20 protein-coding genes are annotated in these 26,168 nt (G+C 65.7%); 10 read left to right on the plus strand and 10 right to left on the minus strand.

What is annotated here, in order from left to right:
- Positions 1-81: 81 nt before the first annotated feature.
- The 4 genes from glpB to arsS all read right to left on the minus strand — a co-directional run bounded on the left by glpB (position 82) and on the right by arsS (position 5,753).
- On the minus strand, positions 82-1,401 hold the full coding sequence (glpB, locus tag RMO95_RS22345; RefSeq protein ID WP_310452902.1) for a glycerol-3-phosphate dehydrogenase subunit GlpB: 1,320 nt from the start codon (positions 1,399-1,401) through the stop codon (positions 82-84).
- A 37-nt stretch (positions 1,402-1,438) separates the two neighbouring features.
- Entirely contained in the window at positions 1,439-3,043 is a 1,605-nt protein-coding gene (gene glpA, locus RMO95_RS22350) for an anaerobic glycerol-3-phosphate dehydrogenase subunit A (RefSeq protein ID WP_310452903.1), read from the minus strand.
- A gap of 6 nt (positions 3,044-3,049) precedes the next feature.
- A complete protein-coding gene (locus RMO95_RS22355) occupies positions 3,050-4,321 on the minus strand; it encodes a (Fe-S)-binding protein (protein WP_310452904.1) in 1,272 nt (423 codons plus the stop codon).
- Positions 4,322-4,754: 433 nt separating this feature from the next.
- Positions 4,755-5,753 (minus strand): arsenosugar biosynthesis radical SAM (seleno)protein ArsS, encoded by a 999-nt coding sequence (arsS, locus tag RMO95_RS22360; RefSeq protein WP_310452905.1) that lies wholly within the window; start codon positions 5,751-5,753, stop codon positions 4,755-4,757.
- A gap of 191 nt (positions 5,754-5,944) precedes the next feature.
- Between arsS and RMO95_RS22365 the strand changes: the two genes are divergently transcribed.
- Positions 5,945-6,574 (plus strand): DUF4126 domain-containing protein, encoded by a 630-nt coding sequence (locus RMO95_RS22365; protein WP_310452906.1) that lies wholly within the window; start codon positions 5,945-5,947, stop codon positions 6,572-6,574.
- A 23-nt stretch (positions 6,575-6,597) separates the two neighbouring features.
- Here the strand turns inward: RMO95_RS22365 and RMO95_RS22370 are convergent, their stop codons facing one another.
- Complete coding sequence (locus tag RMO95_RS22370; protein ID WP_310452907.1) at positions 6,598-8,781, minus strand: 4Fe-4S binding protein; 2,184 nt, start codon at positions 8,779-8,781, stop codon at positions 6,598-6,600.
- A 208-nt stretch (positions 8,782-8,989) separates the two neighbouring features.
- Between RMO95_RS22370 and RMO95_RS22375 the strand changes: the two genes are divergently transcribed.
- The 6 genes from RMO95_RS22375 (at position 8,990) to RMO95_RS22400 (ending at position 16,620) form a co-directional block, all read left to right on the plus strand.
- Positions 8,990-9,727: an energy transducer TonB gene (locus tag RMO95_RS22375; protein WP_310452908.1), complete on the plus strand. Its 738-nt coding sequence runs from the start codon at positions 8,990-8,992 to the stop codon at positions 9,725-9,727.
- 93 nt (positions 9,728-9,820) lie between these two features.
- Positions 9,821-11,089: an ATP-binding protein gene (locus RMO95_RS22380; RefSeq protein ID WP_310452909.1), complete on the plus strand. Its 1,269-nt coding sequence runs from the start codon at positions 9,821-9,823 to the stop codon at positions 11,087-11,089.
- Positions 11,090-11,106: 17 nt separating this feature from the next.
- Entirely contained in the window at positions 11,107-11,727 is a 621-nt protein-coding gene (locus RMO95_RS22385; protein WP_310452921.1) for a response regulator transcription factor, read from the plus strand.
- Between the two features lie 109 nt (positions 11,728-11,836).
- On the plus strand, positions 11,837-13,966 hold the full coding sequence (locus RMO95_RS22390; protein WP_310452910.1) for a TonB-dependent receptor: 2,130 nt from the start codon (positions 11,837-11,839) through the stop codon (positions 13,964-13,966).
- A gap of 208 nt (positions 13,967-14,174) precedes the next feature.
- Positions 14,175-15,932: a PQQ-dependent methanol/ethanol family dehydrogenase gene (locus tag RMO95_RS22395; RefSeq protein ID WP_310452911.1), complete on the plus strand. Its 1,758-nt coding sequence runs from the start codon at positions 14,175-14,177 to the stop codon at positions 15,930-15,932.
- A gap of 124 nt (positions 15,933-16,056) precedes the next feature.
- Positions 16,057-16,620: a hypothetical protein gene (locus tag RMO95_RS22400; RefSeq protein ID WP_310452912.1), complete on the plus strand. Its 564-nt coding sequence runs from the start codon at positions 16,057-16,059 to the stop codon at positions 16,618-16,620.
- 45 nt (positions 16,621-16,665) lie between these two features.
- Here the strand turns inward: RMO95_RS22400 and RMO95_RS22405 are convergent, their stop codons facing one another.
- From RMO95_RS22405 to RMO95_RS22425, 5 genes are all read right to left on the minus strand, one after another.
- Complete coding sequence (locus tag RMO95_RS22405) at positions 16,666-17,739, minus strand: hypothetical protein (RefSeq protein ID WP_310452913.1); 1,074 nt, start codon at positions 17,737-17,739, stop codon at positions 16,666-16,668.
- Positions 17,739-18,305, minus strand: a complete 567-nt coding sequence (locus RMO95_RS22410; protein WP_310452914.1) for a YceI family protein — start codon at positions 18,303-18,305, stop codon at positions 17,739-17,741. Before RMO95_RS22410 ends, RMO95_RS22405 begins: the two co-directional genes overlap by 1 nt.
- A gap of 18 nt (positions 18,306-18,323) precedes the next feature.
- Entirely contained in the window at positions 18,324-20,633 is a 2,310-nt protein-coding gene (locus RMO95_RS22415) for a TonB-dependent receptor (protein WP_310452915.1), read from the minus strand.
- A gap of 224 nt (positions 20,634-20,857) precedes the next feature.
- Positions 20,858-21,379: a DUF1097 domain-containing protein gene (locus RMO95_RS22420; protein WP_310452916.1), complete on the minus strand. Its 522-nt coding sequence runs from the start codon at positions 21,377-21,379 to the stop codon at positions 20,858-20,860.
- Between the two features lie 245 nt (positions 21,380-21,624).
- On the minus strand, positions 21,625-23,694 hold the full coding sequence (locus tag RMO95_RS22425; protein WP_310452917.1) for a sigma-54-dependent Fis family transcriptional regulator: 2,070 nt from the start codon (positions 23,692-23,694) through the stop codon (positions 21,625-21,627).
- A gap of 311 nt (positions 23,695-24,005) precedes the next feature.
- On the opposite strand from RMO95_RS22425, the gene pedF reads away from it, so the two are divergent.
- From pedF to RMO95_RS22440, 3 genes are all read left to right on the plus strand, one after another.
- Complete coding sequence (gene pedF, locus RMO95_RS22430; RefSeq protein ID WP_310452918.1) at positions 24,006-24,698, plus strand: cytochrome c-550 PedF; 693 nt, start codon at positions 24,006-24,008, stop codon at positions 24,696-24,698.
- Positions 24,699-24,942: 244 nt separating this feature from the next.
- Entirely contained in the window at positions 24,943-25,740 is a 798-nt protein-coding gene (locus tag RMO95_RS22435; protein ID WP_310452919.1) for a transporter substrate-binding domain-containing protein, read from the plus strand.
- 340 nt (positions 25,741-26,080) lie between these two features.
- A partial coding sequence (locus RMO95_RS22440; protein ID WP_310452922.1) for a 4Fe-4S binding protein occupies positions 26,081-26,168 on the plus strand: 88 nt, incomplete at its 3' end.

Below are 26,168 nucleotides of genomic sequence, written 5' to 3' on the forward strand. Positions count from 1 at the left end.
TGGGGAAGTTGCATCAATATAACGTGAATTCCAGTAATGATATTCACAATTGGCATCATGCGGGGTAAGTGGGCAATAATGTCAATGACATTGTACCGGCGGGGCGCCGGGGAACATGGCTTGCCGGCCTGCCAGAAACCGTTCCGCTTCGGTCACCGCCTTGAAGGCCGTGGCGATGGCGATGCCCGCTCCGCTGCGGCCCCGAATCCAGTCCTGGTGGGCAAGAATGACTCCGGCGGAAAACAGGCGCTCATGGTAGCGACGACCCTCGCGGGTCAAAGGCCGGAATGAATCATCGACCTCGATACCGGCACTATTGATCGGGTGGCCGCGCGGATCCGTGTAGCGGGCGCGGTACCAGTCGGCCCTGTCCGCTGCTTGGGTCACCGGCAGGTCCAGCAGGTGCTCGCGGATTCCCGCCGGATGCGCATCGAGGCCTCCGCTGAGGAAACGGCCTGTGGCCAGGATCACCGCCTGCGCATGGATCCGGATCGGGCCGAAGGCGTCGCGGAGGGCGAGGGTCGCGCCGTCGCCGTCGAAGCTCAGGGAGGTGACCTTTTGCTGGGGAATCAGGCTTACCCCTTTTTGCGGCAACACCTGCTGGAACAATTCGCGCAGGCGGATGCCCGGCACCGAAGGCGGCATGGTGGGAATCTCGAAGATTTCGCGGCCGGTGAGTCGTTTCAGTTCCGCCCGCACCTGGTCCGGCCGGTGCATGCCGAGGATCGCCGGGACGCCGATGACCGTGGCGGTTCCGGCAACGGCGTTCAATGCCTCGGCCAGCTGTTCCCGGGTCGTGGCAACTTCCAGCGCCCGCGCCATGACTTCGGGATAGATCTCGCCGCGCTCCATGCCGGGAAAGCCGATGCGCTGCGTCGTCAGCTGCGGCCAGCGCTCGCGCAGGTTGGCCGCCAGCTCGACGCCGCTGAAACCCTTCAAGCCCTTGAAATCGACGATCACGCAGGGCGAGTTGGCGGTCAGGGCGCGCGGCCCGGCGGCCATGGTGGCCGGTACGCAGAGCGTCTGCTTCAGGGTGCCGACGGGGGTCAGCGCCGTGATATTGCCGGCCCCCGGCGCGCTGTAGGCCAGTCCGCAGGCGCCGAGAAAATCCGTGAATTCGGTGAAGGCCCGCTGGATGTCGCCGGCGTCGACCCGACTCAGCGGATGCTTCGGCTCCGATTCGCGCAGCTTGGCCAGGGCCTGCCAGGGGTCGCTGACGACGGCGTCGTTGCGCTTGCCGATCAGATCGAGGTAGCCCGTGGTGTAGGCCAGCGCCCCGGAGTTGCCGACCTGCGCGATGGCGATCTTGCGGTTCAGGGCGAAGATCGACGCGGCGAAACCGGCGATCCCCGAGCCGATCACGGCCAGTTGCGTGGTGAAATGCCGCGGCGTGTCCTTCATCTGTCGCTCCACTGCCGCGTCTTCCGCGCGCTGCGCATCATTCGTCCTTCAGCGTGTCGAGGCCGAGCAGCCCGCAGTGCAGGGCTTCGGCCAGTTCCATCTGCGCCGCCTGCGGCCCCCAGATCACGCTGCGCTGGCCCTTGAAGCGCTCGTCGAGAAAGTCGCGCAAGTGGGCAAGGCCGGTCGCGTCGCGGTAGTAGCCCTGGTCGTAAAGATAGGAGCCGATGCGGATGCCGCAGAACGATCCCTGGCAGGGGCCTTTGCCGGCCCGGGTACGTAGCGCGATCAAGTCTATAGTCCGCTCCTTCTCGATGCCCGGCGAGTTGGCGAAGACCTGTTCGATCGCCGACTGCGGCACCATTTCGCATTCGCAGAGAATCATGTCATCGGGATCCCTGTCGTGATGCCAGCGTTTCGGCGCGGCGGCGGGATCGGCCCAACTGCTGGCTTCGTCGTCGGGCAGCGGCACGGTCGCGGTGACGCAGGCCTGGTCGTTGCCGAGGCGGCGGGCGACGAGATCGGCGGTCCTTGCGGCCATCAGGCGGAAGGTCGTGAGCTTGCCGCCGGTGATGGTGCAGAAGTTGCTCACGCCCTGCGATGCGTGGTCGAGCAGGGCAAAGCCGCGCGTCGCGGCGCGGTCCGTGGTTCCGCTCGTTTGCAACAGCGGTCGCACCCGCGAAAAGGCCCGGATGTAGCGGGCGCCGGCCAGTGCCGGAATCATCACCGCGCCTTCGCGGATGTTGCGGTCGATTTCCTCCGCGGTGGGGGCGACCTGTTCCAGATCCTCGACGCGGGTCGAGGTGGTGCCGAGCAGGGAAACCGTGCCGGCCGGCACCAGGATGTCGCCGTCGCCGGGAGGCCGCAGTCGGTTGATGACGCGCTGCGCCAGGCGGTCGTTGCTGACCAGGATGGTGCCCTTGGCGTAGAGCAGGTGCACGTCGGCACATGCCGCCAGCCGTGCGATGTTCATGGCCCACGCGCCGCCGGCATTGACGAACTGCCTGGCGCGGATCGTCAGTTGGCGCTGGTGCAGATGGTCGTGGCAGATGGCCGCGCGGATTTCTCCCGCCGCGATCTCGAAGCCCAGGACTTCCGTGTGCGGGCGATAGATGCTGCCGTTGAGCAATCGGGCGTGATCGACATTCAGCATGGCCAGGTGAAAGGGATCGATCGTGGCGTCGGGCACCCGATAGGCCTTGAACAGCTTTTCCGAAAGCACGGGTTCCAGCCTGCGCGCCTCGCCGGGGCTGAGTTCTTCGCACTCGATCCCGGCACGCTGGCACAGCGCCGGAAACCGTTCGGCAAATTCCGGGTCGTCGCCCTCGACCGCGACGAACAGGCCGCCGGCGGTTTCGATGCACTGCGGCGCAAGCCGCTTGAGCAGCGAGTTTTCCCGGCGGCATTCGGTCGCCGCGTCGGGATCGGTCGAGACATAGCGGGCGCCGGAATGCAGCAGGCCGTGGTTGCCGCCGGAGGCGCCGGCGCACAGGTCGCGCTTGTCGATCAGCAGGCTGTGGATGCCGCGCAGCGCAAGGTCGCGCATGATCCCGGCGCCGGTCACGCCGCCGCCGATGATCAGGACCTCGGTTTCCAGGGTCGTTGCTTCAGGTGTTGTGGCGGTCGGTGATGAGTTCGCGCTCATGAAGGTTCAGCCGCGCAGCTCCGGTCCCAGATAGATGCGCTCGTTCTTGCCGAGTATCCCCAGCGAAAGGCAGATCAGCGTCCACAGATGCACCACGCCGTAATGCCCGCCGTAAAAGCGGCCGATGTCGTGCATCTGCGAATGGCAGTTGTGGCAGGGCGTCAGCACGTAGGCGGCGCCGGTGGCGGCGATCTGGTCGAACTTGCGCTTGCCGTAGGCCCGCCGGTGTTCCGTCATGCCGGCCTGGAGGAAGCCGCCGCCGCCGCCGCAGCAGTAGTTGGCGCTGCGATTGGGCTGCATGTCGACGAAGTTCTCCTCGCCGACCAGGGTCCTGACGACGAAGCGCATGTCCTCGGCGATGGAATCGCCATAGGCCTTGCGCACGATCATGCAGGGATCCTGCACGGTGAACTTGATGCCTTTGGTATTCCAGCGCGAATTGACCGGCAGCTTGCCTTCACGGATCCATTGCGCGTAGTAGGTGACGATGCTTTCGAGGCGGAAATTCGCCTCCAGGCCGAAGCGTTCGATGCCTTGCCACATCGAGTAGTAGCTGTGGCCGCACTCGGTATTGAGCCAGACCTCGCAGCCGAGTTGATTGACCGCGTCGACGCGTTTGCGGACGACTTCGCGCCAGGCGTCTTCGTTGCCCGAGAACATGCAGAAGTTCTCCGCCGCCCAACCCTTCGAGGCATAGGTCCAGTCGGCGCCGACGACATCGAAGATCTTCCACAGCGGAACCATTTCCTCCGGCTCGTTCATCGGCTCACGGGAATTCTGGTTGACGAAGAAGTGGGCACCGCGCCTGTCGATCGGCGCCTGCAGGTGCCGAAAATCCGGCTGCGTGGCGCGGACTTCCTCCAGTACCTCCTCGACCACCGAGACGAAGTCGGCCGGCGGCATGCCCATGGCGCTGGTCGAATCGCTGGAGGTGGCGAGCTGACAGGAGCGCACGATGCCCGCGGGCTTTCGGTCTTCGGGCCAGTTGCCGCGGGCGAGGAACACCAGCTGCGAGACGTCGATGCTCATCGGGCACACGTACTGGCAGCGCTTGCACATCGTGCAGCACCAGATCCAGGGCGTGGTCGACAGTTCCTCGTCCATGCCCAGCAGGGCCATGCGGATGAACTTGCGGGGATCCATGTTCTCCATCCCCGAGGCCGGACAGCCCGAGGAGCAGAGCCCGCAGGTCAGGCAGGCCTCGAAGTTGGCACCCTCGGGCAGCAACTCAAGCGCTGCGGCCTTGAAGTTGATGCTTGCTATCGCAGATTCCGCCATGATCCAAATCGCGCGCTGACCGGACAATTGCGGGCTGGGCCCGCATCTCGGGTCGGGCTGCTGCGGATTGCGGCAGCCCGCCGCCGACCTCCTGGATCAGCATACTCATTTGGCAACCGGGCGTCCACCCCGCGTTGCCGTCGCCGGGCCGGACTCTGCCTGCCGGGGAAAGCGCTTCGCGCGCCGGCAAGCGCCAACTCTTCGCGGCGGGCCGGGCTGTGGGCGCGGGCTAGTAGTCAGTCAACAAGGAAAAGGCGCAAGGAAAAGGCGCATTCCCTGTAGGAGCGAGCTTGCTCGCGATAAGCCGTTGTCGCGAACAAGCCCGCTCCTGCATCCATCGGTTTCAACATGCCCGCTTACTAGGCCGGCTTGAGCACGGCTGGCAGCGCGCCGAGGTTGGTGTTCTCGCCGTCCGGCGTCGCGGGTATCCGCTTCAACTGCCGCAGCTCGGCGCGGCGGCGGTCTCATGGCCCAGCGCGCCGCCGCAACTCGAGCCCTGGCCGGCGGTGCAGCCATAGCAGTGATCGGCGACTCGGATCGGCTGATCTTCCAGCCCGATCGCGGCGGCCTCGGTGATATGCAGGCGGCCGCTGCGGGCGCCGGGAATCGCCAGGCCCAGTTGCTGGTTGAAGTCGCAGTCGTAGAGATAGCCCTGCCAGTCGATGCTGACCAGGCTGCGGCACATCACCTGGTCCAGGTTGTCGTCATGGTGCGCCGTGCGCAGCAGCTGCATGTAGGAATTGAACTGGCCCCGGGAAATCAGCGTGCTGCCGAAGCGCTGGATGGGCATGTTGGCCAGGGTGAACAATTCGTTGAAGACGATGCCGTAACTTTCGCCGAGATGCCGCTTGTAGTCGGCCTGCAGCGCGGCTTGCGGCGGCGGCAGGCTGGGCCCCTGCGGGTTGTAGACCAGGTTGAGGCCGAGGCCGCTGCCCTCCTGCCCGTAACCCAGCGCATTGAGTTTCTGCAGCGCGCGCAGGCTGGTTTCGAACACGCCTTTGCCGCGCTGCCGGTCGACGTTCTCTTCGAGGTAGCAGGGCAGCGAGGCGACGATCTCGACCCGGTGGCCGGCGAGGAAATCGGCCATATCCTCGAAGCCCGGCTCTTCGAGTATGGTCAGGTTGCAGCGGTCGATCACATGCAGGCCGCGCGCGCGCGCCGCGATCACCAGGCGGCGGAACTGCGGGTTGAGTTCCGGCGCGCCGCCGGTGAGGTCGATGGTCCTGATGCCGGGGCTGACGGCGATGAAGTCCAATACTGCATCGATGGTCTCGGCCGTCATTTCCTCGGTGCGCTTCGGCCCGGCGTTGACGTGGCAGTGCAGGCAGCTCTGGTTGCAGCGGTAGCCGAGGTTGAGTTGCAGGGTTTCGATCCCGCGTCGCCTGATGGCGGGAAAGTCGGTGTGGGTCAGCAGGTGCAGCGTGTCATGCATGCCGTGTCTCCGGGGGATGGTCAGGTTTGGTCGGACAGATCCGCGATTTTTTACAAGTGTGCCCCAAAAAGCGTGCCGCAGATTGCCGGCGCATGTGGCAGTTTGCACAGTTCCCTGCGGACTCGGCTTGAGGAATTGTGGCCAGGAGCTATAGTGGCGGCGTGAGCTTTCCTCAGGACGGAGCATCGATCATGGACCTGGCCCATCTGCCGCTCGACTTTGCCGGCCTCCTGGCATTGGCCGCCGGGCTCGGCTGGGCCTCGGGGTTGCGGCTCTACACCACGCTGTTCGTCGTCGGCCTGGCCGGCAGGCTGGGCTGGATAGCGCTGCCGCCGGGCCTGCAGCTGCTCGAACACTCCTGGGTGCTGGGCGCCGCCGGCCTGATGCTGACGATAGAGTTTTTCGCCGACAAGATCCCGCTGCTGGATTCGGTCTGGGACACCGTGCATACCTTCATCCGCATTCCCGCCGGTGCGGCGCTCGCCGCGCTGGTGTTCGGCGGCCAGGGCGTCGAATGGCAGACCGCGATGGGGCTGCTGGGCGGCACGCTGGCGGCCGGCACGCACTTCACCAAGGCCGGAACGCGCGCCCTGATCAACGCCTCGCCGGAACCCTTCACCAATATCGCCGCATCGGCCGGCGAAGACATCGCGGTGCTCGCCGCGCTGTGGCTGATGTTCGCCCACCCGTGGCTGATGCTGGCGCTGCTGCTGGTGCTGGTCGCGCTGATCGTCTGGCTGCTGCCGAAACTCTGGCGCGGCGTCGCCGGGATGATTCGCGGCCTGTCGCTGCCGCGCTGGACCCCGGGCACCAATCCCTAGCCGTAAGGCTCAGGCCATGGCGCTCAGGGATTTTCCCGGCGCCGCCGGAAGTCGATGGGTTTGCCCCTGGCGGCCTGGAGCCGTTGCGGTCCGCAGCGCCGGATGTCGTGGTAGATGCCGACGCAGTCGAGGCACTCGAAACATTCGTCATAGTCGATGGCGCCGCCGGGCAGGATCGCCTCGTAGCGGCAGGTGTTGCGGCATTTCTGGCAGGGCTGGCCGCAGGCCTCGATGCGCGGCAACCAGTTCCAGCGCCGCAGGCGGCCGCCCAGGGTCAGCGCCGCACCGAGCGGGCAGACGAAGCGGCAGAAGAACTTGTACACGAAGGCGCCGGCCAGCAGCAGGCCGCCGGCCCAGAGCAGGAAGGGCAGTTCGCGCTGGAAGCCGACCGTGATGGCGGTCTTGAAGGGTTCGATTTCCACCATGCGTCCGGCCGCGGCGGGGGCCAGCGCGGCGGCGCCGACCAGGAGCGCGAGGAGCGCATAGCGGCCGCGCGCCAGCAGTCGCGCCAGTCGCGGCGGCATGCGCCATTGCGGCAGGTGCAGCGCGCCGGCGAGCTGCGCCACGAACTCCTGCAGGGCGCCGAAAGGGCACAGCCAGCCGCAGAAAGTGCCGCGGCCCCAGATCACCAGGCTGAGCAGGGTGAAGGCGATCAGCAACAGCGAAACCGGATCGTAGAGAAAACTCTTGAGCCCGGCGCCGGCGACCAGGGATTTGACCGCGCCGGTGATCTGCACGATCGACAACTGGCCTTGCGCGTACCAGCCGATGTAGGCCAGGGTGAAGGCAAGGAAGCCGCTGCGAAACCAGAACAGGCGGCGCGGTTTCAGCGCAATCCACCGCGGCCGCAGCAGCGCGGCGCCGAGCAGCAGCAGCGCGGCGCCGATCACCAGCAGGTCGGGCAGCCGTCCCTGCCAGGCCTGCAGCCATTCCGGCAGCGGCCTGGGCGGGTAGTCGAAGAGTTCGGCGGGCGGCGCGTAGCGCAGGCTGATGTGCTTTTGCGTCACCACCAGCAGGATCATGCCGCGCGCGCGGCTGACGCTGAAGCGAAACTCCATCGGCCGCCCCGGATCGAGTCCGGCATGGGCCGGCGCGGTCAATATCAGGGCGCTGCTCAGTTCGCCGAGCGCGGGCAGCCGCGCGTAATCGCGGTTGGCATCGCGCAGTTCGATCGGCAGTTCGCTTTGCACCAGCGCCAGGCGCGGCGGCGGGGTGCCCGGCACGAAGGCTTCATCGACCAGGGCATAGCGGCCGCGGGTGGCGATCCAGAACGCCGGGCGCTCGTCCGCCAGATAGCTGCGGAACTTGGCCCAGGCGGCATCGCCGAGCAGGTTGCGGCCGATGTTGGGCGCATTGAGATAGGCCACATGGATTTCGACGAAGAGCTGGTCGGGCTTGCTCAGTGCCTGCTCGTCGCTGCCGGCGCCTTCGCTGCCGGCGAACAATTTCTCGACATCCGCGTTGCTCAGGGACAGGCGCTGCACGTAGCCGCGGCGGACCAGGGCGGCGAGGTCCATGGCTTCGAAGGGCTGCGGCTTGGGCACGGCCGCCGGCGCACCGCTGCCGGGATCGGCAAAACCGAGGCGGACACGGGCGACGGCGAGGGACGCGGCGAGCACCGACTGGTTGACGATGCGCACCGAGGCCGTGGCCTTGGTCACGCCGTCGAGCACGACGCGGTTGCCGCCGCCAGCGGCGCGGGTATTGCCGTAAATGCTGGAAACCGTGATTTCCTGCTTGAGGCTCTTGCCCTGGTACTGCCTGACGAAGTCCTGCAGCGGCAGCGGGCCGAGGCCGCCGAGAAACACCGGTTCGTGCTGGCGCAATACTTCGACATCCAGGAACTTGCCGTCGGCATCGATCGCCACCAGCAGGTTGATCGGCGTGCCCTCGAAGCCCGGTATCGGCGCCAGGTCGATCGATTCGAAGACATAGCCGACGGGACCGGCATCGGGCTGGAGTTCGCTGGTCAGCGGCCAGGCGGGCACGTCGCGCAGTTTTTCGCCGACATGCAGGGGACGCGGAAAGCGCCGCTCGACATCGGTCCGGCTCAGGTCGCCGGCCGTCGCCGGGAGGCAGCACAGCAAGCCCAGCAACAAGCCCGCCAGGAGGCCTGCGCAAGCCAGGGCGGCGCGGATCAGCCTATGCCCGCGCATCGGCAGGGGTGGCGCGCGTCGGCGCCGCCAGGGTCGTGCGTGTTTGGTCAAGTGCCACTGCTGCTCCTCATGTTTGCGGCCCGCGTCGGATCTGTTTCCGCGCCGGCTTCGAGATCAACCCGAAATTCAAAGCAAGGATGAGGCCAAGGAGTTTTTCATTGCCGCGCCGGGTGCCGCGGCCAGGTCCGCACCGGTAATGATTTTCATGAATTGCCGGCCGGGAATGGAACCCGGCCGCCGGATGCGCTAGCTTTGGGGCATGAATACCGCCGTACTCGGATATCCCTTCAGTTTTCCCGCCATGGCCCGGCCCAGCGCCAGGGCCGACTGGCCATTTGGCGCGGCCGTGCTCGCCTCGGTGCTGATCCATGGCTTTGCCCTGGGCTGGCTGCCCGGACTGGAAGGCCGCAGGGACCAGCCCGAGCCGCGGCAAGCCCTGCATATCCGCCTCGCCGCACCTGCACCCGAACCCCAGGCGCTCGCCGTGCCGCCAGCGCCAACTTTCGCAGCCGCCGCGACACAGCCTCTGGCCCGTCCCGCGCCCGCACCGCAGCGAAGCACGCCTGTGCTTGCCAGCCCGGCCCGGGAAGTGGGGCAGGACGCCCCCGTCCTGCGCGAGGTGGCGCCGGCTGTCGCGACGCCGATCGAGGTGCCACGCCCCAGCCCGACCGCGGTGCCGCCGCGTCCGCCGGCGATCGACGCGGGAGCGCTGGCCGCCTACGGCCGCGAACTGGCCGGCGCGGTCGCCACGCGCCAGCGCTACCCGCGCATCGCCTTGCTGCGCCAGTGGCAGGGCACGGCCGTGCTGCAGCTGGAACTCGCGGCGGACGGCCGCCTGCTCATGGTCCGCGTGCTAAGCTCAAGCGGCCATGACACACTCGACCGGCAGGCGCTGGATATGGTGCGCGAGGCCGTCCCCCTGCCGTCCCTGCCCGCTGCCCTGGCCGGGCGGCCGCTCATCGTCGATGTGCCTGTTGTTTTCCGGATCACTTCCTAGTACGCAGACATGTTGAAACCGATATGCGCCTTTTCCCCGTTGACTGACTACTAGACTCCCTGGACATTTGCCACCAAGCCGAGTGATGCATCGATGAGCCTGCGCCTGCGGCTGAACCTGATGGTGGCCGGCCTCAACCTGGGCTTTCTGGCGGCCCTGACCTGGCTGCTGGTGGACAACCACCGCAGTTCGATCCAGGAAGAGATCGAGGCCGCGCACCGGGTCACCGTGCAGGTGCTCGGCACCGCGGCGCAGACCAGCCGGGTATTCGGCTCGGCGCCGGCGGTGATGGTCGATTACCTGCAAAACCTGGGGCGGGTCCGCGCCAACGATATCCGCCTCTATTCCGACGACGGCGTGCTGCGCTACACCTCGCCCCCGACGACCTACAAGGCCGGTCGCCGCGCTCCCGACTGGTTCGAGGCGCGCATGCGGCCGCGGCTGGAGGGGACCGTGATCGCCTTGCCGGGAGCGCGTATCGAGATCGTCCCCGATGCCTCGCGTGCGGTGCTGGATGCCTGGGACAGCATGACCGCGATTTTCCTGCTCGGCCTCGGTTTCGTTGCCGTGCTGCATATGGCGCTGCTGCTGTTCCTGCGCCGCCTGTTGCGGCCGACCGAGGCCGATGCGCGGCGGCTGGTGGCGACCACCCAGCAATTGGCGGAAAACCGTGAGGTGACGCGCCTGATCCAGGCCGGTGTCGAGGAGGAGCGCAAGCGCCTGGCGCGCGAATTGCATGACGAGCTCGGCCAGTCGGTGACGGCGATCCGCCTCATCGCGGCATCGATCGCGCGCAGCGGCGAGTCGGGCGGCGCGGTGCAGGGCTCGGCCAGGATCGACGGGATTGCCGCCGGTCTTTATGACAGTGTGCATCGCATCGTGCGCGAACTGCGCCCGGCCGTGCTCGAGCAACAGGATCTTGCCGCGGCGCTGGCCGACCTCGGGCGCGAATGGCGGATCCTGCATCCGGACATCGAACTTGCGCTGACGCTCGAAGGCGATCTTGGCGATCTCGGCGAGGCCGTGACGCTGGCGGTGTTTCGCTGCATGCAGGAGGCGCTGACCAATGTGCTCAAGCATGCGCAGGCGAGCCATATCCGGCTCGCGGTGGCGCGTCGCGAGGGCCGCCTGGAAGCCAGCATCGAGGACAACGGTCGGGGTTCCACGGCGGACGGCGCGGCAAGTGGCGCGGCAAGTGGCGCGGCAAGTGGCGTGGCAACCGGCGTGACAAGTGCGGGCCACGGCCTGGTCGGCATGCGCGAGCGGGTCGTGGCGCTGGGCGGCAGCCTCGATGCGGCGGCGTGTGCCGGTGGCGGCTTCCGCGTTAGCATGGTGCTTCCGCTGCCGGGAGATTCCGAGTGACCCAGACCTTGCGCATCATGCTGGTCGACGATCACGCCGTGGTCCGCATGGGCTTTCGCCTGCTGCTCGATACCACCAGCGACTTGCGCGTGGTGGGCGAATGCGGCAGCGGCGAAGAGGCGCTGAAGTGCTTTGCCGAGGTCGCTCCCGACGTGGTGGTGCTCGACCTTTCGATGGGCGGCATGGGCGGCCTGGAAACGCTCTCAAGGTTGCTGGCGAAGTGGCCGGCGGTGCGCGTGCTGGTGCTGTCCGCGCATGAAGACACCGCGCATCCGCGGCGTGCCCTGGCGGCCGGGGCGCTCGGCTACCTGACCAAGCGCAGCGCGGCCGATGCCCTGATCGAGGCGATTCGCCAGGTGGCGGCAGGCAAGCTGTTTCTCGAACCGGCGCTGGCGCAGGAAATCGTGGTCGAGCAGGTCGGCAGCCAGGGCAATCCGCTGGAGGCCTTGTCGGCGCGCGAATTCGAGGTGTTCGTGATGCTGGCGCGCGGCAAGTCGGTGGCCGACATCGCCGAGGTGCTGTTCCTCAGCCCGCGCACGGTGGGCACCCACCTCTACAACATCAAGCAGAAACTCGGCGCCGGAAATTCCGCCGAGCTGACCTTGATCGCGATCCGCAACGGGCTGATCGACGCCTAAAAAAATCCGGCTCATGAAAATCATGAGCCGAAGACGCGCGATTCGACGCGGGCGTTGCCGGGCGATCCCGGCAACAATCCAGCTTCTGTCGAATCTCCCTGGAAAACCCATGTCCCTGCCCACTACCGCCCGCCTGCTGCTGCCCGCCCTGATCGGCGGCATCCATGTCGCCGGCGCGCTCGCCGCACCGCCCACCCTGACCACCGGCCCCGTCATCGTCTCGGCGACGCGCGTCGAGCAATCGGGCTTCGACCTGCCGGTCTCGATCGACAGCCTGAACCAGGCGCAGATTCAGGACGGCCAGCTCCAGATCAATCTCTCCGAATCGCTCGCGCGCATTCCCGGCATCGTCGCGCAGAACCGGCAGAACTATGCGCAGGACTTGCAGATATCCTCGCGCGGCTTCGGCGCCCGCGCCAGCTTCGGCGTGCGCGGCCTGCGCATCTACGCCGATGGCATTCCAGCGACGATGCCCGACGGCCAGGGCCAGGTCTCGCACATCGACCTCGGTTCGGCGGCGCGCATCGAAGTCCTGCGCGGGCCGTTTTCGTCGCTGTACGGGAATTCGTCGGGCGGGGTGATCAGCGTATTCACCGAAGACGGCGCGCCCGGGATGCGCCTCGAACCCGGCATCGCGCTGGGCAGCTACGGCACGCAGCGCATCGGCGCCAAGCTGTCGGGCGAGCGCAGCGGCCTCAACTACGTGGTCGATGCCTCGACTTTCCGCACCGACGGCTATCGCGACCACAGCGCCGCCAAGCGCGAGAACCTCAACGCCAAGCTGCGCTGGGCGCCGGCGGCCGATTCCAGGCTGACGCTGGTGGTCAACAGCGTGGATATGCCCGACATCCAGGATCCGCTCGGCCTCACGCGCGCCGCCTATGAAGCCAACCCGAAGCAGGCACGTCAGGCGGCGTACGACTTCGACGTGCGCAAGAGCGTCAGCCAGCAGCAGGTCGGGCTCAATTACGAACTGAAAGTTGGCGCTGGCGACACGGCGAACCTGATGTTCTATCGCGGTCATCGCGACACGATCCAATTCCAGGCGATCACCGTCGGCGCGCAAGTGCCCGCCGGGCAGGCCGGCGGCGTGATCGACCTGGTGCGCGACTACTGGGGCGTCGATCTGCGCTGGACGCATCGCGGCGAACTGGCCGGCGGTCCCGTCACGACCAGCGCCGGGATCAATTACGACATGCTCAACGAAACCCGTCGCGGTTTCCAGAACTTCATCGGCGCGCAGTTGGGGGTGCTGGGCCGGATCAAGCGCGACGAGGCCAACGAGATTTTCAACTTCGACCAGTACCTGCAGACGCAATGGGAGCCGACGCCGCGCTGGCGTCTGGTGGCCGGCCTGCGCAACAGCATGGTCAAGGTGGCCTCGAAGGACCACTTCGTCATCACCGGCAACGGCGACGACAGCGGTCGTACCGACTTTGCCGCCGTGACCGGATCGCTGGGCGCCACCTTCCGCGTCAGCGATGCGGTGAATCTCTACGCGGCCTGGGGCCGCGGCTTCGAGACGCCGACCCTGAACGAGTTGTCCTACCGGGCCGGTGGCGCCGGACTCAATTTCGGCTTGCGCCCGAGCACGAGCGACAACCTCGAACTCGGCGTCAAGGCGGCGCTGGGCAGCGATGCCCTGTTGAACGCGGCGATTTTCCAGGTCAAGACCCGCGACGAGCTGGTGACGCTGTCCAACAGCGGCGGCCGCGCCGTGTTTCAGAACGTCGCCGGCACCAAGCGCGAAGGCGCCGAACTGAGCGCCGACGTGGGCTTGCCGGGGAACTTCCGCGTCTATGGCGCCCTCACCGCATTGCGTGCCGTGTATGACCAGGCCTTCCTGACCTGTACCGGCACGCCCTGCCTGGTACCGACAACCGTGGTCAATGCCGGCAACCGGATTCCGGGCGTGCCGGCGACCACGGCCTTTGCCGAACTGTCCTGGCGCCATCCGGCCAGCGGTTTTCTCGCGGCGCTGGAAGCGCGCGCCGTGTCGAAGGTGTATGTCGATGACCGCAACTCCGACGCTGCCGAGGCCTATGCCATCGCCAACCTGCGGCTGGGCTTCGAGCAGGCAAGGAGCGGCTGGAAGTTCAAGGAGTTCCTGCGCATCGACAATCTCGGCGACCGGAACTACGCGGGCTCGGTCATCGTGAACGAGGGCAACAGCAACTTCTTCGAACCCGCCCCCGGCCGCAACTACCTGCTGGGGATGACCGCCAGCTACGGCTTCTGAGACACGCGGCTGTCTCGTTCTGCTACATCTGCCTGCTTTTGCGGCAGGTGGCTTCTGCCGCAGGCGACGCTTCGATCATCGCGAAGCTGTCGCCATGCGGCTTTTCATGAGCCCAGATGCGCTGGCATCCTATTTGCTGACCAAGTCCGTACGGATATGCGAGGGCATGTCCGATGATCAATAAAACACTTGGCAGGAGGTAGATTTGATGAAACGTACCCTGACGTCGGTGCTGGTTGCCAGCGCCCTGATGACCCTGGCAACGGCACCGGTATTCGCCGCGGTCACCGACAAAGATATCGAAAGCGATGCGAAGACCACCGGCGACGTCTTGTCCTGGGGCCTCGGCACCCAGGGCCAGCGCTACAGCCCGCTGGCCAAGATCAACACCAAGACCGTCAAGGACCTGGTGCCTGCATGGTCTTTCTCCTTCGGCGGCGAGAAGCAGCGCGGCCAGGAATCGCAACCGGTGATCCACAACGGCAAGATGTTCGTGACGGGTTCCTACTCCCGCCTGTTCGCCCTCGACGCCAAGACCGGCAAGAAGTTGTGGCAATACGAGCACCGTCTGCCCGACGGCATCATGCCCTGCTGCGACGTGGTCAACCGCGGCGCGGCGCTCTATGACAACCTGGTGATCTTCGCCACGCTGGATGCACAACTGGTGGCGCTGAACCAGGACAGCGGCAAGGTGGTGTGGAAGGAAAAGATCGACGAATACTCGGCCGGCTACTCCGCCACCGCGGCGCCGATCATCGCCAAGGGACTGGTCCTTACCGGCGTCTCGGGCGGCGAGTTCGGCGTCATCGGCCGCGTCGAGGCGCGCGATGCCAAGACCGGCAAGCTGGTCTGGGTGCGCCCGACGGTCGAAGGCCACATGGGCATGAAGGACGGCAAGGAAAACGGTATCTCCGGCACCACCAACGCGACCTGGCCCGGCGACCTGTGGAAGACCGGCGGCGCCGCGACCTGGCTCGGCGGCACCTACGATTCCGAAACCGGCCTGGCCTATTTCGGCACCGGCAACCCGGCGCCGTGGAACAGCGCGCTGCGTCCCGGCGACAACCTGTATTCCTGCTCCACCGTGGCCATCGACGTCGCCACCGGCAAGATCGTCTGGCACTTCCAGGGCACGCCGAACGACGGCTGGGACTATGACGGCGTCAACGAGTTCGTCACCTTCAAGAGCAAGGACGGCAAGCATCTGGGCGGCAAGGCCGACCGCAACGGCTTCTTCTATGTGCTCGATGCCAAGACCGGCAAGTTCCAGAAGGGCTTCCCCTTCGTCAAGAAGATCACCTGGGCCACCGGCCTCGACGAGAATGGCCGGCCCAAGTTCGATGCGGCCAACCGTCCCGGCGATCCGGCCAAGAGCGCCGACGGCAAGAAGGGTACCTCCGTATTCTCCGTGCCGTCCTTCCTCGGCGGCAAGAACCAGATGCCGATGGCTTACAGCCCGGATACCGGCTACTTCTACGTGCCGGCCAACGAATGGGGCATGGAAATCTGGAACGAGCCGGTCAGCTACAAGAAGGGCGCGGCCTATCTCGGCGCCGGCTTCACCATCAAGACGCTGGATCCGAAGGAAATCGGCGGCGACTACATCGGCGCCATGCGTGCGGTCGATCCGGCCACCGGCAAGATCGTCTGGGAAGTCAAGAACAACGCTCCGCTGTGGGGTGGCGTGATGACGACCAAGGGCGGCCTGGTGTTCTGGGGCACGCCGGAAGGATTCCTCAAGGCGGCCGACGCCAAGACCGGCAAGGAAGTCTGGTCATTCAATGTGGGTACCGGCATCGTGGCACCGCCGATCAGCTGGGAACAGGATGGCGAGCAGTACATCGGCGTCGCTTCGGGTTGGGGTGGTGCGGTTCCGCTGTGGGGCGGGGACGTGGCGAAGAAGGTCAACTATCTGAACCAGGGTGGTTCGATGTGGGTCTTCAAGCTGCACAAGAGCGGCAAGTAGGGCAGCATGGGCTCCTCCTGATGTGATCCGTTCGAGAATGCGGATTGCCTCATTCAAAGGCCGGCGCAGCGCAAGTTGCCGCCGGCCTTTTTTCTTTGCCTGTGATCGGAAAGGCGGTCGAACCATGAAGCTGCGCTACGTGCTGATCCTGCTGGCCCCCATGCTGGCGTCGCTGACGGGCTTGGCCGCCGAGCTGTCGGGTAGTCGCGGCATCTGGCTGAGCAATGCCGAGGGCGAGCGGCAGCGCATCGGCACCATCGTGTTCACGCCCGAGGCGGCGGGGCGGACCCGTTTCAGCATCGCCATGGCCGAAACGCTGGAAGAATACTTTCTCGCCATGCGCCCGTTTCGTTGCCTGACCGGGCCGCGGCAGCGACTATGCCATTTCCCGGTCGAGCGCGAGGCGCAGTTGATCAGCGCCGATGACCTGGTGCCGCTCGAATATGCCTTGCTGTTCATGCGTACCGCGCCGAAATCGCTGCACATCGATCCCTTCAACGGCCTCTACTACCGCATGGAGCTGACCGGGCGCGGCGGCATCGTCGGCCGCTTGCATGATGTCGACATGGACCCCTTCATCACCCCGGACAGCGTTCCTGTCGAGCGGCGCCTGCGGCCGATTCGCGCGGCCGACCTGACGCCGGGCGATCCGCGCAGCCATTGGCTGCCCATCTTGACCATAGAGTGAGCGCGGCGCCGTGCTGTCAGCGCCAACTCTTGGGCCGCCTGTGTCTCAGGGCGTATCGAGGCTGCCGAAGGATTTCGGATAAGTGACGATGCCCCAGGGCATCTGCTTGTCGGCGATGCGCTTGACGAGCTTGCCGCTGGCGGCATCGAGCACGATCACGTCGTTGGAGCGGCCGCAGGCGAGCAGGATGTGCCTGTCGTCGGGCGTGAAGCTGAAATGCCAGCAGCGGTCGCCGATCGGGTATTCGGCGATGCTGACGAGGCTTGCGGCGTCGAACACCTGCAGCGCCTTGCCCTTGGCCAGCGCGACATAAAGGCGGCTGCCGCCGCGGCCGAAGGCCACGCCGTAGGGCGTGTCGCCGGTCGCCACCACCTTGACCACGTTGAACCCGGCGTCGAGCACCACCAGCTTGTTGCCGAACTCGATGGTGGCGACGTAGGACTTGCCGTCGGGTGCCATCTTGATGCCGCGCGGCCGGCTGCCGTAAGGCTTGGTGTCGATGGTCTGGAGCAGCTTGCCGCTGGCGATGTCATGCACTGTCAGATTGTTGTCGGATTCGTTGGTGACGATGATCTTGTTGCCGTCGGCGGAGAACTCGATGCCTTCGGTTTCCATGCCGCCGGTGATCTCGGCGATTTTCCTGCCGGCCTTGAGGTCGACGATCGCAATCCGCGCCGGCTCCTCCTTGTCGTCGGTGCGCTTCTGCTTGAGTTCCACGGCTTCCTTCGAGCCCGGCTTGGGCGGCGGACCGCCGGCCGAGGCCGGTTCGAAGGAGACGAAAGCCTGGTCGCCACGGACGCGGACGAACTCCGGGTTCTTGCCGATAGCAATGCGCTTGAGGACTTTGCCGGTCGCGAGCTCGACCACGGCGAGATCGCCCTTGTCGCGCGCCGCGACCACCAGCAGCTTGCCGTCGGCGGTGACGCCTAGGCCGCGCGGCGAGGCGCCGCCGACGTCGATTTCGCCGACAGTTTCGAAGCTGTCCAGATCGATGGTGGTGACATTGCCCTTCTGGTTGCTGACATAGGCGACGCCGCCGGCGGCAACAGCCGGTAGCGCGAGGATCAGCCCGAGGGCAGCGAACAGCCGGCGGGCGGGGCGGGGCGGTTTGAGTTTCATCAGGAGTCCTTGAGAGCTTCGACCGGAATCGTAATCCTTACGTCGTCGGCAATGCCGGGCAGGTTGGCAGTCATGCCGAAATCGGAGCGCTTGATGGCGGTCTCCAGATCGGCGCCGCAAAGCTGGCGCGGCAGTATCGGATGCTTGGCGCAACGCCACTGGCCAACCTTGAGCTGGACGCTGCGGGTCACGCCGAGCAGGGTCAGTTCGCCGCCGATCGGGGCCGGCTGGTCGGCGTCGAAGGCGAAGTCGCGGGCGACGAAGCGCGCCTGCGGAAACTTGTCGGTCTGGAAGAAACGCTCGCCGCGCATCTGCTTGTTCCAGTCCTCGAAACCCATGTCCACCGACGTCATGTCGATGGTGATCTCGACCGAGCCTCTCTTCGCGCCGGGGTCCAGTTCCAGCTTGCCGGCCAGCTTGTTGAAGCGCCCGCGCTGCAGCGAGAAGCCGTAGTGGCTGACCTCGAAGACGGGAAAGGTGTGGCGCGAGTCGATGGTATAGCTCTCGGCGCCGGCTGCCGTGGCAGCGAACATCGAAAGCAGGACAGCGAGGTGGCGGGGCTTCATGCGGGCTCCTTGGTGGACTCAGTCGAGGCTGAGATTGACTGCAATAAATATACTTCGCGGCGCGCCCGGGGCGTAGAAGCTTTCCCGCGTCCAGTCGTCCGAATTGGTCTGGAACACGCCGGCGGCATTGAAGGGATTTTCGGCCAGGGCGCCCGCCGTGGCATAGCGCCGGTCGAGCAGATTGTTGATCCGTGCCGAAAGCTGCCAGCGCGAGTCGAGCTTGACCCGGGTTGCAAGATTCAGCACGGCGTAGCCCGGCGCGGTGCCGGCGCCGAGGAAGTTGCGCGGTCCGCCGCCGAGAAGGTCGGCGGTGGCGCCGGGCTGATGGGCGTTGTTCTCGTTGCCGCGCAGGTATTGGCTGGAATAGGCGACGAGGTCGGCGGACAGGGTCCAGTCCGTACTCGCATGCCAGTCGGCGCCGAGCTTGAGGCTGTGCAGCGGGATGCCGGGGATCCGGTTGCCGGCCTGCACCAGGATTTCGTCGTCCTGGCCGCCGGCCGTGCAGGCCGCGGTCTGGCCGCGCGTGCTGTTGTTTGCCGCGAGCAAGCAGGCCGCCGACTGATAGCTGGCCTTGACGTAGCCGTAGTCGGCGCGCAAGGAGAGCGCGCCGATTTCGGCGGCGGCGCCGAGCTCGATGCCCTCGCGGCGCGTGCGGCCGAAATTGGTGAAGTAGCCCTGGCTGGTCGAGGTGCCGACGAAAAGGATGTCGTCGCGGTTGTCGGCACGGAACAGGGTCGCGTTCCAGCGCAGCCTGCCGGTCTTGCCGCGCGCGCCGGCTTCGAAAGTCTGCGTCACCACTTGATCGAGGAAGGGATCGGCCTGCATGGCGTTGGGCAGCGAGCAGGGATTTGCCCGATCGGCGCAACCGAGTTCGATCGGGCTCGGCGCACGGTTGCCCTGGGCCGCATTGGCAAACAGCGAGAAGCCGGGCGCCAGCGTCCAGGTCGCGCCGAAGGCCGGATTCAGCTTGGTGTAGAGGTGGTCGCCGTCGAGATTGGGCGCCGCCGCCCGGAGTTCATCCTGGGTCGTGACGCGGGTCTGGTTCAGGCGCAGCGAGGTCGTGATCGCCAGATCGGCCCATGGCTTGTAAGTGTCGGTGGCGAACAGGCCCCAACTGCGCGATTTTCCGTTCAGGCGATTGTTCGCGAGCTCGCCGGCGCCGCTGGAAGTGACGCCGCGCTGGCTGTCGAAAATGCCGAGTTCGGTGGTCTGCTGGAATGTCGAGCTGCCGAAATCCGCGGTCAGGCCGAAAGCCACATGGTTGTTGTCGTCGATCCGCGACCACTGCAGGGCGCCGCCCCAGCCGCGCTGCTCGGTCGCGGTGCGGTTGCTGGCCGCGGTGTCGGTGTTGAAGCCCAGGCCGCCGTTGGCGCCGGCGCTACCGTCGAGGGCGGCATCGCCTTCGAAGGCATCGTTGGCGTCGCCGTTCAGGGTTCGCACCCGGTTGCTGCGATGGTAGAGCGTGCCGGTGAGGCGCGCCTTGTCGTCGAGCCAGTAGCTGGCGCCAAGACTCAGCAGGTGCAGGCGGTGGCGCGTGTTGTCGGGCTTGGTGAAAATGCCCTGGCGCCGCGCCTGCAGCATCGACTCGGGCAACAGGCCGTTGCCGACCAGGTCGGTATCGGCGTGGGTGTAGGCGAGATCCCATTCCAGTGGGCCGCGCTGCTGCGACAGCTTGAGGAAGGACTGGGCTACCCGGGAAGGCGAGAAGTCGCGCCAGCCGTCTTCGCGGAAGGTCGAGCCGGCCGCGAACAAAGCGAGGTCGCCGCGCTTGGCGCCGTATTCCGCTTCGAGTTCGCGCCGGCCGAAACTGCCGCCGCCGGCCATCAGCGCGGCGCCGGGGTTGGCGAAACCGTCCTTGGTGCGAATCGACAGCGCGCCGCCCAGGGTGTTGAGGCCGAACAGCGGGTTCGACCCCGGAATCAGGTCGATCGAACTGACCGCCGCGCGCGGCACCAGATCCCAGTTCACGGTATCGCCGAAGGGCTCGTTGATGCGCACGCCATCCTGATACACCGATATCCCCTGCGGCGTTCCCAGCAGCGGACTGGCGCTGAAGCCGCGGAAGTTCACATCGGCCTGGTAGGGATTGCCCTGTATCTCATTGACATTGATGCCGGAGATGCGGCTGCCCAGCAGTTCGGGCAGAGGCTGCAGCCTGTTTTCCCTGAGCACCCGCGTGCCGAGCGACTGGACATGGGCCGGCACCTCGTCGCGGGGCTGTTCGAGGCCCTTGATCGGCGAGAGGCCGACCACCTCGACCGTCGGTGCTTCGATGTCGGCTGCCGCGGCAAGGGACGGCACCATCGTCGACAACAGGACGGCAAGCATCAGGTCGGCAGCAGGTTTGAAATTTGCGGAAGATGAAGTCACCACGGCGGCAATCGCGCAACAAGCGCAAACAGGGTTAACGGTGCCCGGATTCGAGCAAATCCTAAGCCCGTCGCGCCGGGACGGCGATCGCCGGCAGCCGAATCATGAAAATCATGACGAAAAAGGCCGGGGCAAGCCCCGGCCTTTTCATGCCCTGAGCAACAGGCTTGCTGAGCTGATGCTCAGGACTTCGTCATGGCCGCACCCCAGCGCGCCGAGAGCAGGCCGAAGAGGCCGCCGGCCACCAGCGACAGCGAAATGACGACGAGTGAATTCTTCAGGCTCAGCGACAGCAGCACGTCGGGCTTCAGCACGTCGGGGGTTTGCAGCAGGTAGGCAAACGACGAGGCGAACCCGAACACGGTGGCGGGAATGGTCGCCAGTGCCGGAAAGTTGGCGGCCAGCACTACCACCACGACGCCTGCCCCGACCACCAGCGCGGCCCACAGCGGCAGGCCCAGGGAAGCTGCCAGCGGCACGGTCAGGATCACCACGGCCACGACCCAGGCCACCAGCGCGCCGAAGATCCCGCAGATGACCAGCTTCTGCAGCGCCGCGACATCGGCGCCAAGGGCATAGAACGCACCCCAGGCAACGAACGCCGCCCAGATCAGGTACACGCCGCCCAGCGGGCCCAGCGCAAGATAGGTGGCCAGGGCTCCCAGCACGGATATGCTTATGGCAAGTGCGTTCAAACTCTTCATTCTGTCGTCTCCTTTGATTGGTATCGTATCGATCAGGTTTTCAAAGCAGCGACGCCGATCGATTGTTCGGGCGAACGGCCCGTCAGTCGATCAGAACTTGCGGTCAGGTGTCGACAAATGAAGCAAAGCCTGTGCGCTTATGCATCATTGTTGGACACTTCATGCTTCTGCCATCGCCCTGGCAGTGATTTCAGCAATGAACATGCCATAGCCGGTCAGCCGGCCGGGCCTTGCAAGGCCGACTCTCAGCCGTGCAGTTTGCGGTAGAGGGTGCTGCGGCTGACGCCGAGCTCGCGGGCGGCGCCCGAGATGTTGCCGCCGCTGCGCGCGAGCGCATCGCGGATGGCTTGCAGCGCCAGATCCTGCAGGCGTCCGGCGCCGGCTTCGGGTGGCTGCGCCGGATGCTGCGCCGGATGCTGCGCGAAAGTTGGCGCTGGCGAGACGGCGCCGGCAGTCTCTGGCGCCGGCGGGGCGGCTTCCGCGGTCGGCACGGCGACCAGAATCTGCTCGATGTCTTCGACGAAGTCGTCGGGCAGGTGTTCGCGGCGGATGGTCGATTCGCCTTCCGCCATGACCACTGCCGTGCGCAACAGGTTCGACAACTGGCGCAGGTTGCCGGGCCAGGGATGCCGGCGGAATAGTTCGAGTACTTCGGGATCGAGCGACGGCGGGTGCTCGCCGCCGAGTTCCCTGAGCAGCGAGCCAACCAGGGCGTCGAGGTCGGTGCGCGCGCGCAGCGGCGGCAACATGACGGTCAGGCCGTTGAGTCTGAAATACAGGTCTTCGCGGAACAGGCCGCTGCTGACGCTGTCGCGGATGCGGCGGTGGGTGGCGCAGATCACGGCGATGTTCACCGGGTAGGACTTCGCGCTGCCCAGCGGCACCACCACGCGTTCCTGCAGCACGCGCAGCAGGCGCGCCTGCAAAGACAGCGGCATGTCGCCGATTTCGTCGAGGAACAGCGTGCCGCCGTCGGCCTGGAGGATGCGGCCTATGCTGCCCTTGCGCCGGGCGCCGGTGAATGCCCCGTCCTCGTAGCCGAACAGTTCCGACTCGATCAGGCCCTCGGGGATGGCGGCGCAGTTGACCGCGACGAAGGCCTTGGCCGCGCGCGGCCCGACACAATGAATCGCGTTCGCCAGCAGTTCCTTGCCGGTGCCGGTTTCACCCTGGATCAGGATCGGGATGTCCTTGCCGATCACCTTCTTGACCTTGCTGACCACGGCATTGATCTGCGGGTCGCCGGTCTGCAGTCGATCCATGGGGCAGTCGCGGCGGGCGGTGCTTATGGCCGACGGCGCCAAGACTTCCGTTGCATGGGTGACTTGATTGGTGCCGGGTTGGCTCGCGATGGCCAGTCGCGAATGCCGACGCAGGTGCGAAGGACGAAAATCGGCGCGCGCCTGGACGCGAACACCGGTACTCAGGGTGAGGGCCATCGAATCCTGCGGGCGTACCAGCAAGTGGTCGAGCAGGCGGCTGATCGGTTGCCCGAACAGCGCGCTGAAGTTGGCGCCGCGCAACTGCTCCAGGTGCTGGCCGAACTGGAAGCAGGCATTGCGGTTCGCCGAGAGCAGGGTGCCGTCGTCGGCAAAGGCGGCCATGCCTTCGCACAGCGTGCCGACGAACTCCGGCCGGGCGTGGAAGCGCAGGGTCAGCATTTCGTTGAAGGCAGCCGCGAACATGCGGTTCTCGATCATCTGCACCGACATGCGTACCAGGGCAATGGTGTGGCGGTTCGAACTGCGGTGATCGCCGGACACATCGAGAACGCCGGTCAACTGTCCGTGGGGATCGTAGATCGGCGAGGCGGAACAGGTCAGGAAGCGATTGGCCGCAAGAAAGTGCTGGCCGCCATTGACCACGACCGGCATGCCCATGGCCAGCGCGGTGCCTATCGCATTGGTGCCGCGATTGGCTTCGGACCATTCGACGCCCGGCGCCAGGGCGACCTTTTCCGCCTGCGTCAGGAACTCCGGATCGCCGCAGCTGTGCAGAATGTAACCGGCGTTGTTGGCCAGTACCACCACGTTCTGGGTGTCGACGATCTGTTCGAAGAGCACGTCCATCACCGGTTGGGCATGGGTCAGCAGGTGACGGCTTTTTTCCATCTGTTCAGCCAGCAGCACGCGTGCCAGCGGATCGAACTCGGCGCCCTGGTCGCTGTCCAGCCCGTAATCGAGGCAGCGCGCCCATGACATTTCGATTGCCGAGGGCAGCAGTCCGGCAGGAACGGACCCGGCGTTGCGCACCACGTCGCGCGCGCGGGCCGCTGCGGTGAACCCCAGCCCGCCATGATTATTGGTTTGTTTCATGGACCGATCTCCTCGCTCCGGCCCCGCTGCGCTCCAGGAGCGCGCAAAGCTGTCGGTGTCGTTTTCTTGGAACGCACCATATGTGCTACTTGGCCGGTAATGATACATCCGATGTTTCAACTTGCGACAGCCCATGTCGAGAACCAGAACAGGCTGTGTGCAGGTTTCGTGCCTGCGGTTTCGGATCATTTTGAATCAGAACATTGCGCACCCGGGCCCCCCTTTGGCACGCTAAGTGCTCTCTCAGAACGATTCAGTGCCGACCAAGTTCCGGCACAAGCGAGGCCAATTACTCCTGGAGGAAACCATACATGCACGCAAGGATTCGATTTTTCACCACGCTGGCGCTGGCGGCCGGCGCGGTGTTTTCGCCGATGGCCCTGGCCCATGGCGACGTGACGCCGCAGGCGGTCGACGTCAGCACCCTGAAGCCGCTGGGCGAGCAGAAACGGGACGAAAATCCCTTTCGCGGCGACAAGGAGGCCATTCGTATCGGCACCTCGGCGTATAACCAGAACTGCGCGCGCTGCCACGGCCTGGAAGCCATCAGCGGCGGCATTGCGCCGGATCTGCGCAAGCTCGACCTGGACAAGGAGACCGACATCTATTTCCGGGATTCCGTGATGCGCGGCAAGGTGCGCAACGGTGCGGTGTACATGCCGCCCTTCGAAGGCATTCTGTCGCAGGAAGCGATCTGGGCCATCCGTTCCTATCTCGACACCCGGCATGAGGTGGAAACGGCACCGGTGAATGAGATGGAGGCGCTGGCCAAGAAGTCGAATTGCCTGTCTTGCCACGCGGTCGACGCGCGCGGTGTCGGGCCGGCCTACCGCGAAGTGGCCAAGAAATATGCGAAGGACAAAAATGCCGAAGCCAAGCTGCTGGCCAAGGTCAAGAAAGGCGGGTCGGGAACCTGGGGCAAGGTGCCGATGCCGCCGATGGACAGCGTGCCTGAATATGACCTGAAGTCGCTGATCAAGTGGATCATGGCCGGCGCAAATTGATGCCGCAGCGTCCGCTGCGCCCGTTGCGCCCGCTCCGTCCGGGCCTAGCCCGTTGCAACGCCATCCGTGCCATGCTCGACAGCTCCGACAGCCTGGTTGCGCCCGCTCCGTCCGGGTCTAGCCCGTTGCAACCGTCGCCCGGCGGCAAAACAATAGAACCGAGGAGGGTGTCACCATGATTCGATGGCTTGTTGTCGCTTGGCGAAGTTTTCTGCAGGGTATTCCTGCCGTTGCAGCGTTTGGTATGTTTGCGTTCATTGCCGTGCCGCTGGCATACGCCGAGGAACTCTCCGCGCTGGAGAAGATCCGGCAAAGCGGCGTGCTCAAGGTGGCGCTCTACAGGAATTTCGCGCCCTTCTCGCATGACGGCCGCGGTGTTGATGTCGATCTCGCCGAGGCGCTGGCGGCAAAGCTCGGCGTCAAGATGTCGCCGCTGTGGTTCGATGCCGACGAGAACATGGAGGACGACCTGCGCAACATGGTCTGGAAGGGCCACTATCTCGGCTACGGACCGGCCGACGTGATGATGCATGCGCCGATCGATCCGGCCTACATGGCCAAGGTGGACCGGGTCAAGTTCTTTGCGCCCTATCACCGGGAACGCTATGCGATCGCACGCCAACTCGACAAGCTGCCGACGCTGGACGGTTTCGAGCCCTTCGAAAAACTCCCGCTCGGCATCGAGGGCGATACCCTAGCGGCCAGCGTCATGCTTTCCGCCGATAACGGACGCTATCGCAATACCATCAAGACCTTTCGTACCGCCGGCGAGGCGGTGGCCGCCTTGAAGGCAGGCGCAGTCGCCGCGGTGTTGGCGCAACAGGGCGAACTCGAAGGCGGCCTCAAGGGCGATGCGCGCATGGCCATCGATTTGCCGCCGCACCCGATCCTGCAGAAACGCCAATGGCCGCTGGGCCTTGCCGTAAAGAAGCAGAGCGACGATCTGGCGCAAGCGCTGCAGGCGGCGATCAACGAACTGATGGCTGACGGAACCCTGAAGGCCATCATGCTGCGGCACGGCGTGCAGCATCGTCAGCCGTGAAGCTGAGTGTCTGCCGGGACCTGGTACGCAGACATGTTGAAACCGATGGATGTAGGAGCGAGCTTGCTCGCGACAACGGCTTATCGCGAGCAAGCTCGCTCCTACAGGGAATGCACCTTTTCCTTGTTGACCGATTACTGGCAATTTTCTGAGACGGTACTGTCTCGCTTTGCGACAGTTGTAGCGTTTTGCTGCGACAGTTATGCAGCAGGATGCCGAAATACAAAGTTACCGCGGATAAAGACATGGCATGCGAATTGCGAATGGCAATTGTCCTGTCGCATGCTGAACAGGGACACGATTCAGTCCAAGAATATTCGAATCAAACAGGAGGTTGGAAATGCAAAAATCGTTGCACATCGACGCCAACAAATGCACCGGCTGTCTGCAGTGCGAGATGGCCTGTTCCTATGACAACTACGGAGTCT

Source organism: Sulfuritalea sp. (genome assembly GCF_031426875.1).
Taxonomy (GTDB): Bacteria; Pseudomonadota; Gammaproteobacteria; order Burkholderiales; family Rhodocyclaceae; genus Sulfuritalea.

Excerpts from the sequence above, each read along its gene's own strand:
- glpB (WP_310452902.1), bottom strand. The coding sequence starts at position 1,401 with ATGAAGGACACGCCGCGGCATTTCACCACGCAACTGGCCGTGATCGGC.
- glpA (WP_310452903.1), bottom strand. The coding sequence starts at position 3,043 with ATGAGCGCGAACTCATCACCGACCGCCACAACACCTGAAGCAACGACC.
- RMO95_RS22355 (WP_310452904.1), bottom strand. The coding sequence starts at position 4,321 with ATGGCGGAATCTGCGATAGCAAGCATCAACTTCAAGGCCGCAGCGCTT.
- arsS (WP_310452905.1), bottom strand. The coding sequence starts at position 5,753 with ATGCATGACACGCTGCACCTGCTGACCCACACCGACTTTCCCGCCATC.
- RMO95_RS22365 (WP_310452906.1), top strand. The coding sequence starts at position 5,945 with ATGGACCTGGCCCATCTGCCGCTCGACTTTGCCGGCCTCCTGGCATTG.
- RMO95_RS22375 (WP_310452908.1), top strand. The coding sequence starts at position 8,990 with ATGAATACCGCCGTACTCGGATATCCCTTCAGTTTTCCCGCCATGGCC.
- RMO95_RS22380 (WP_310452909.1), top strand. The coding sequence starts at position 9,821 with ATGAGCCTGCGCCTGCGGCTGAACCTGATGGTGGCCGGCCTCAACCTG.
- RMO95_RS22385 (WP_310452921.1), top strand. The coding sequence starts at position 11,107 with ATGCTGGTCGACGATCACGCCGTGGTCCGCATGGGCTTTCGCCTGCTG.
- RMO95_RS22390 (WP_310452910.1), top strand. The coding sequence starts at position 11,837 with ATGTCCCTGCCCACTACCGCCCGCCTGCTGCTGCCCGCCCTGATCGGC.
- RMO95_RS22395 (WP_310452911.1), top strand. The coding sequence starts at position 14,175 with ATGAAACGTACCCTGACGTCGGTGCTGGTTGCCAGCGCCCTGATGACC.
- RMO95_RS22400 (WP_310452912.1), top strand. The coding sequence starts at position 16,057 with ATGAAGCTGCGCTACGTGCTGATCCTGCTGGCCCCCATGCTGGCGTCG.
- RMO95_RS22405 (WP_310452913.1), bottom strand. The coding sequence starts at position 17,739 with ATGAAACTCAAACCGCCCCGCCCCGCCCGCCGGCTGTTCGCTGCCCTC.
- RMO95_RS22410 (WP_310452914.1), bottom strand. The coding sequence starts at position 18,305 with ATGAAGCCCCGCCACCTCGCTGTCCTGCTTTCGATGTTCGCTGCCACG.
- RMO95_RS22415 (WP_310452915.1), bottom strand. The coding sequence starts at position 20,633 with ATGCTTGCCGTCCTGTTGTCGACGATGGTGCCGTCCCTTGCCGCGGCA.
- RMO95_RS22420 (WP_310452916.1), bottom strand. The coding sequence starts at position 21,379 with ATGAAGAGTTTGAACGCACTTGCCATAAGCATATCCGTGCTGGGAGCC.
- RMO95_RS22425 (WP_310452917.1), bottom strand. The coding sequence starts at position 23,694 with ATGAAACAAACCAATAATCATGGCGGGCTGGGGTTCACCGCAGCGGCC.
- pedF (WP_310452918.1), top strand. The coding sequence starts at position 24,006 with ATGCACGCAAGGATTCGATTTTTCACCACGCTGGCGCTGGCGGCCGGC.
- RMO95_RS22435 (WP_310452919.1), top strand. The coding sequence starts at position 24,943 with ATGTTTGCGTTCATTGCCGTGCCGCTGGCATACGCCGAGGAACTCTCC.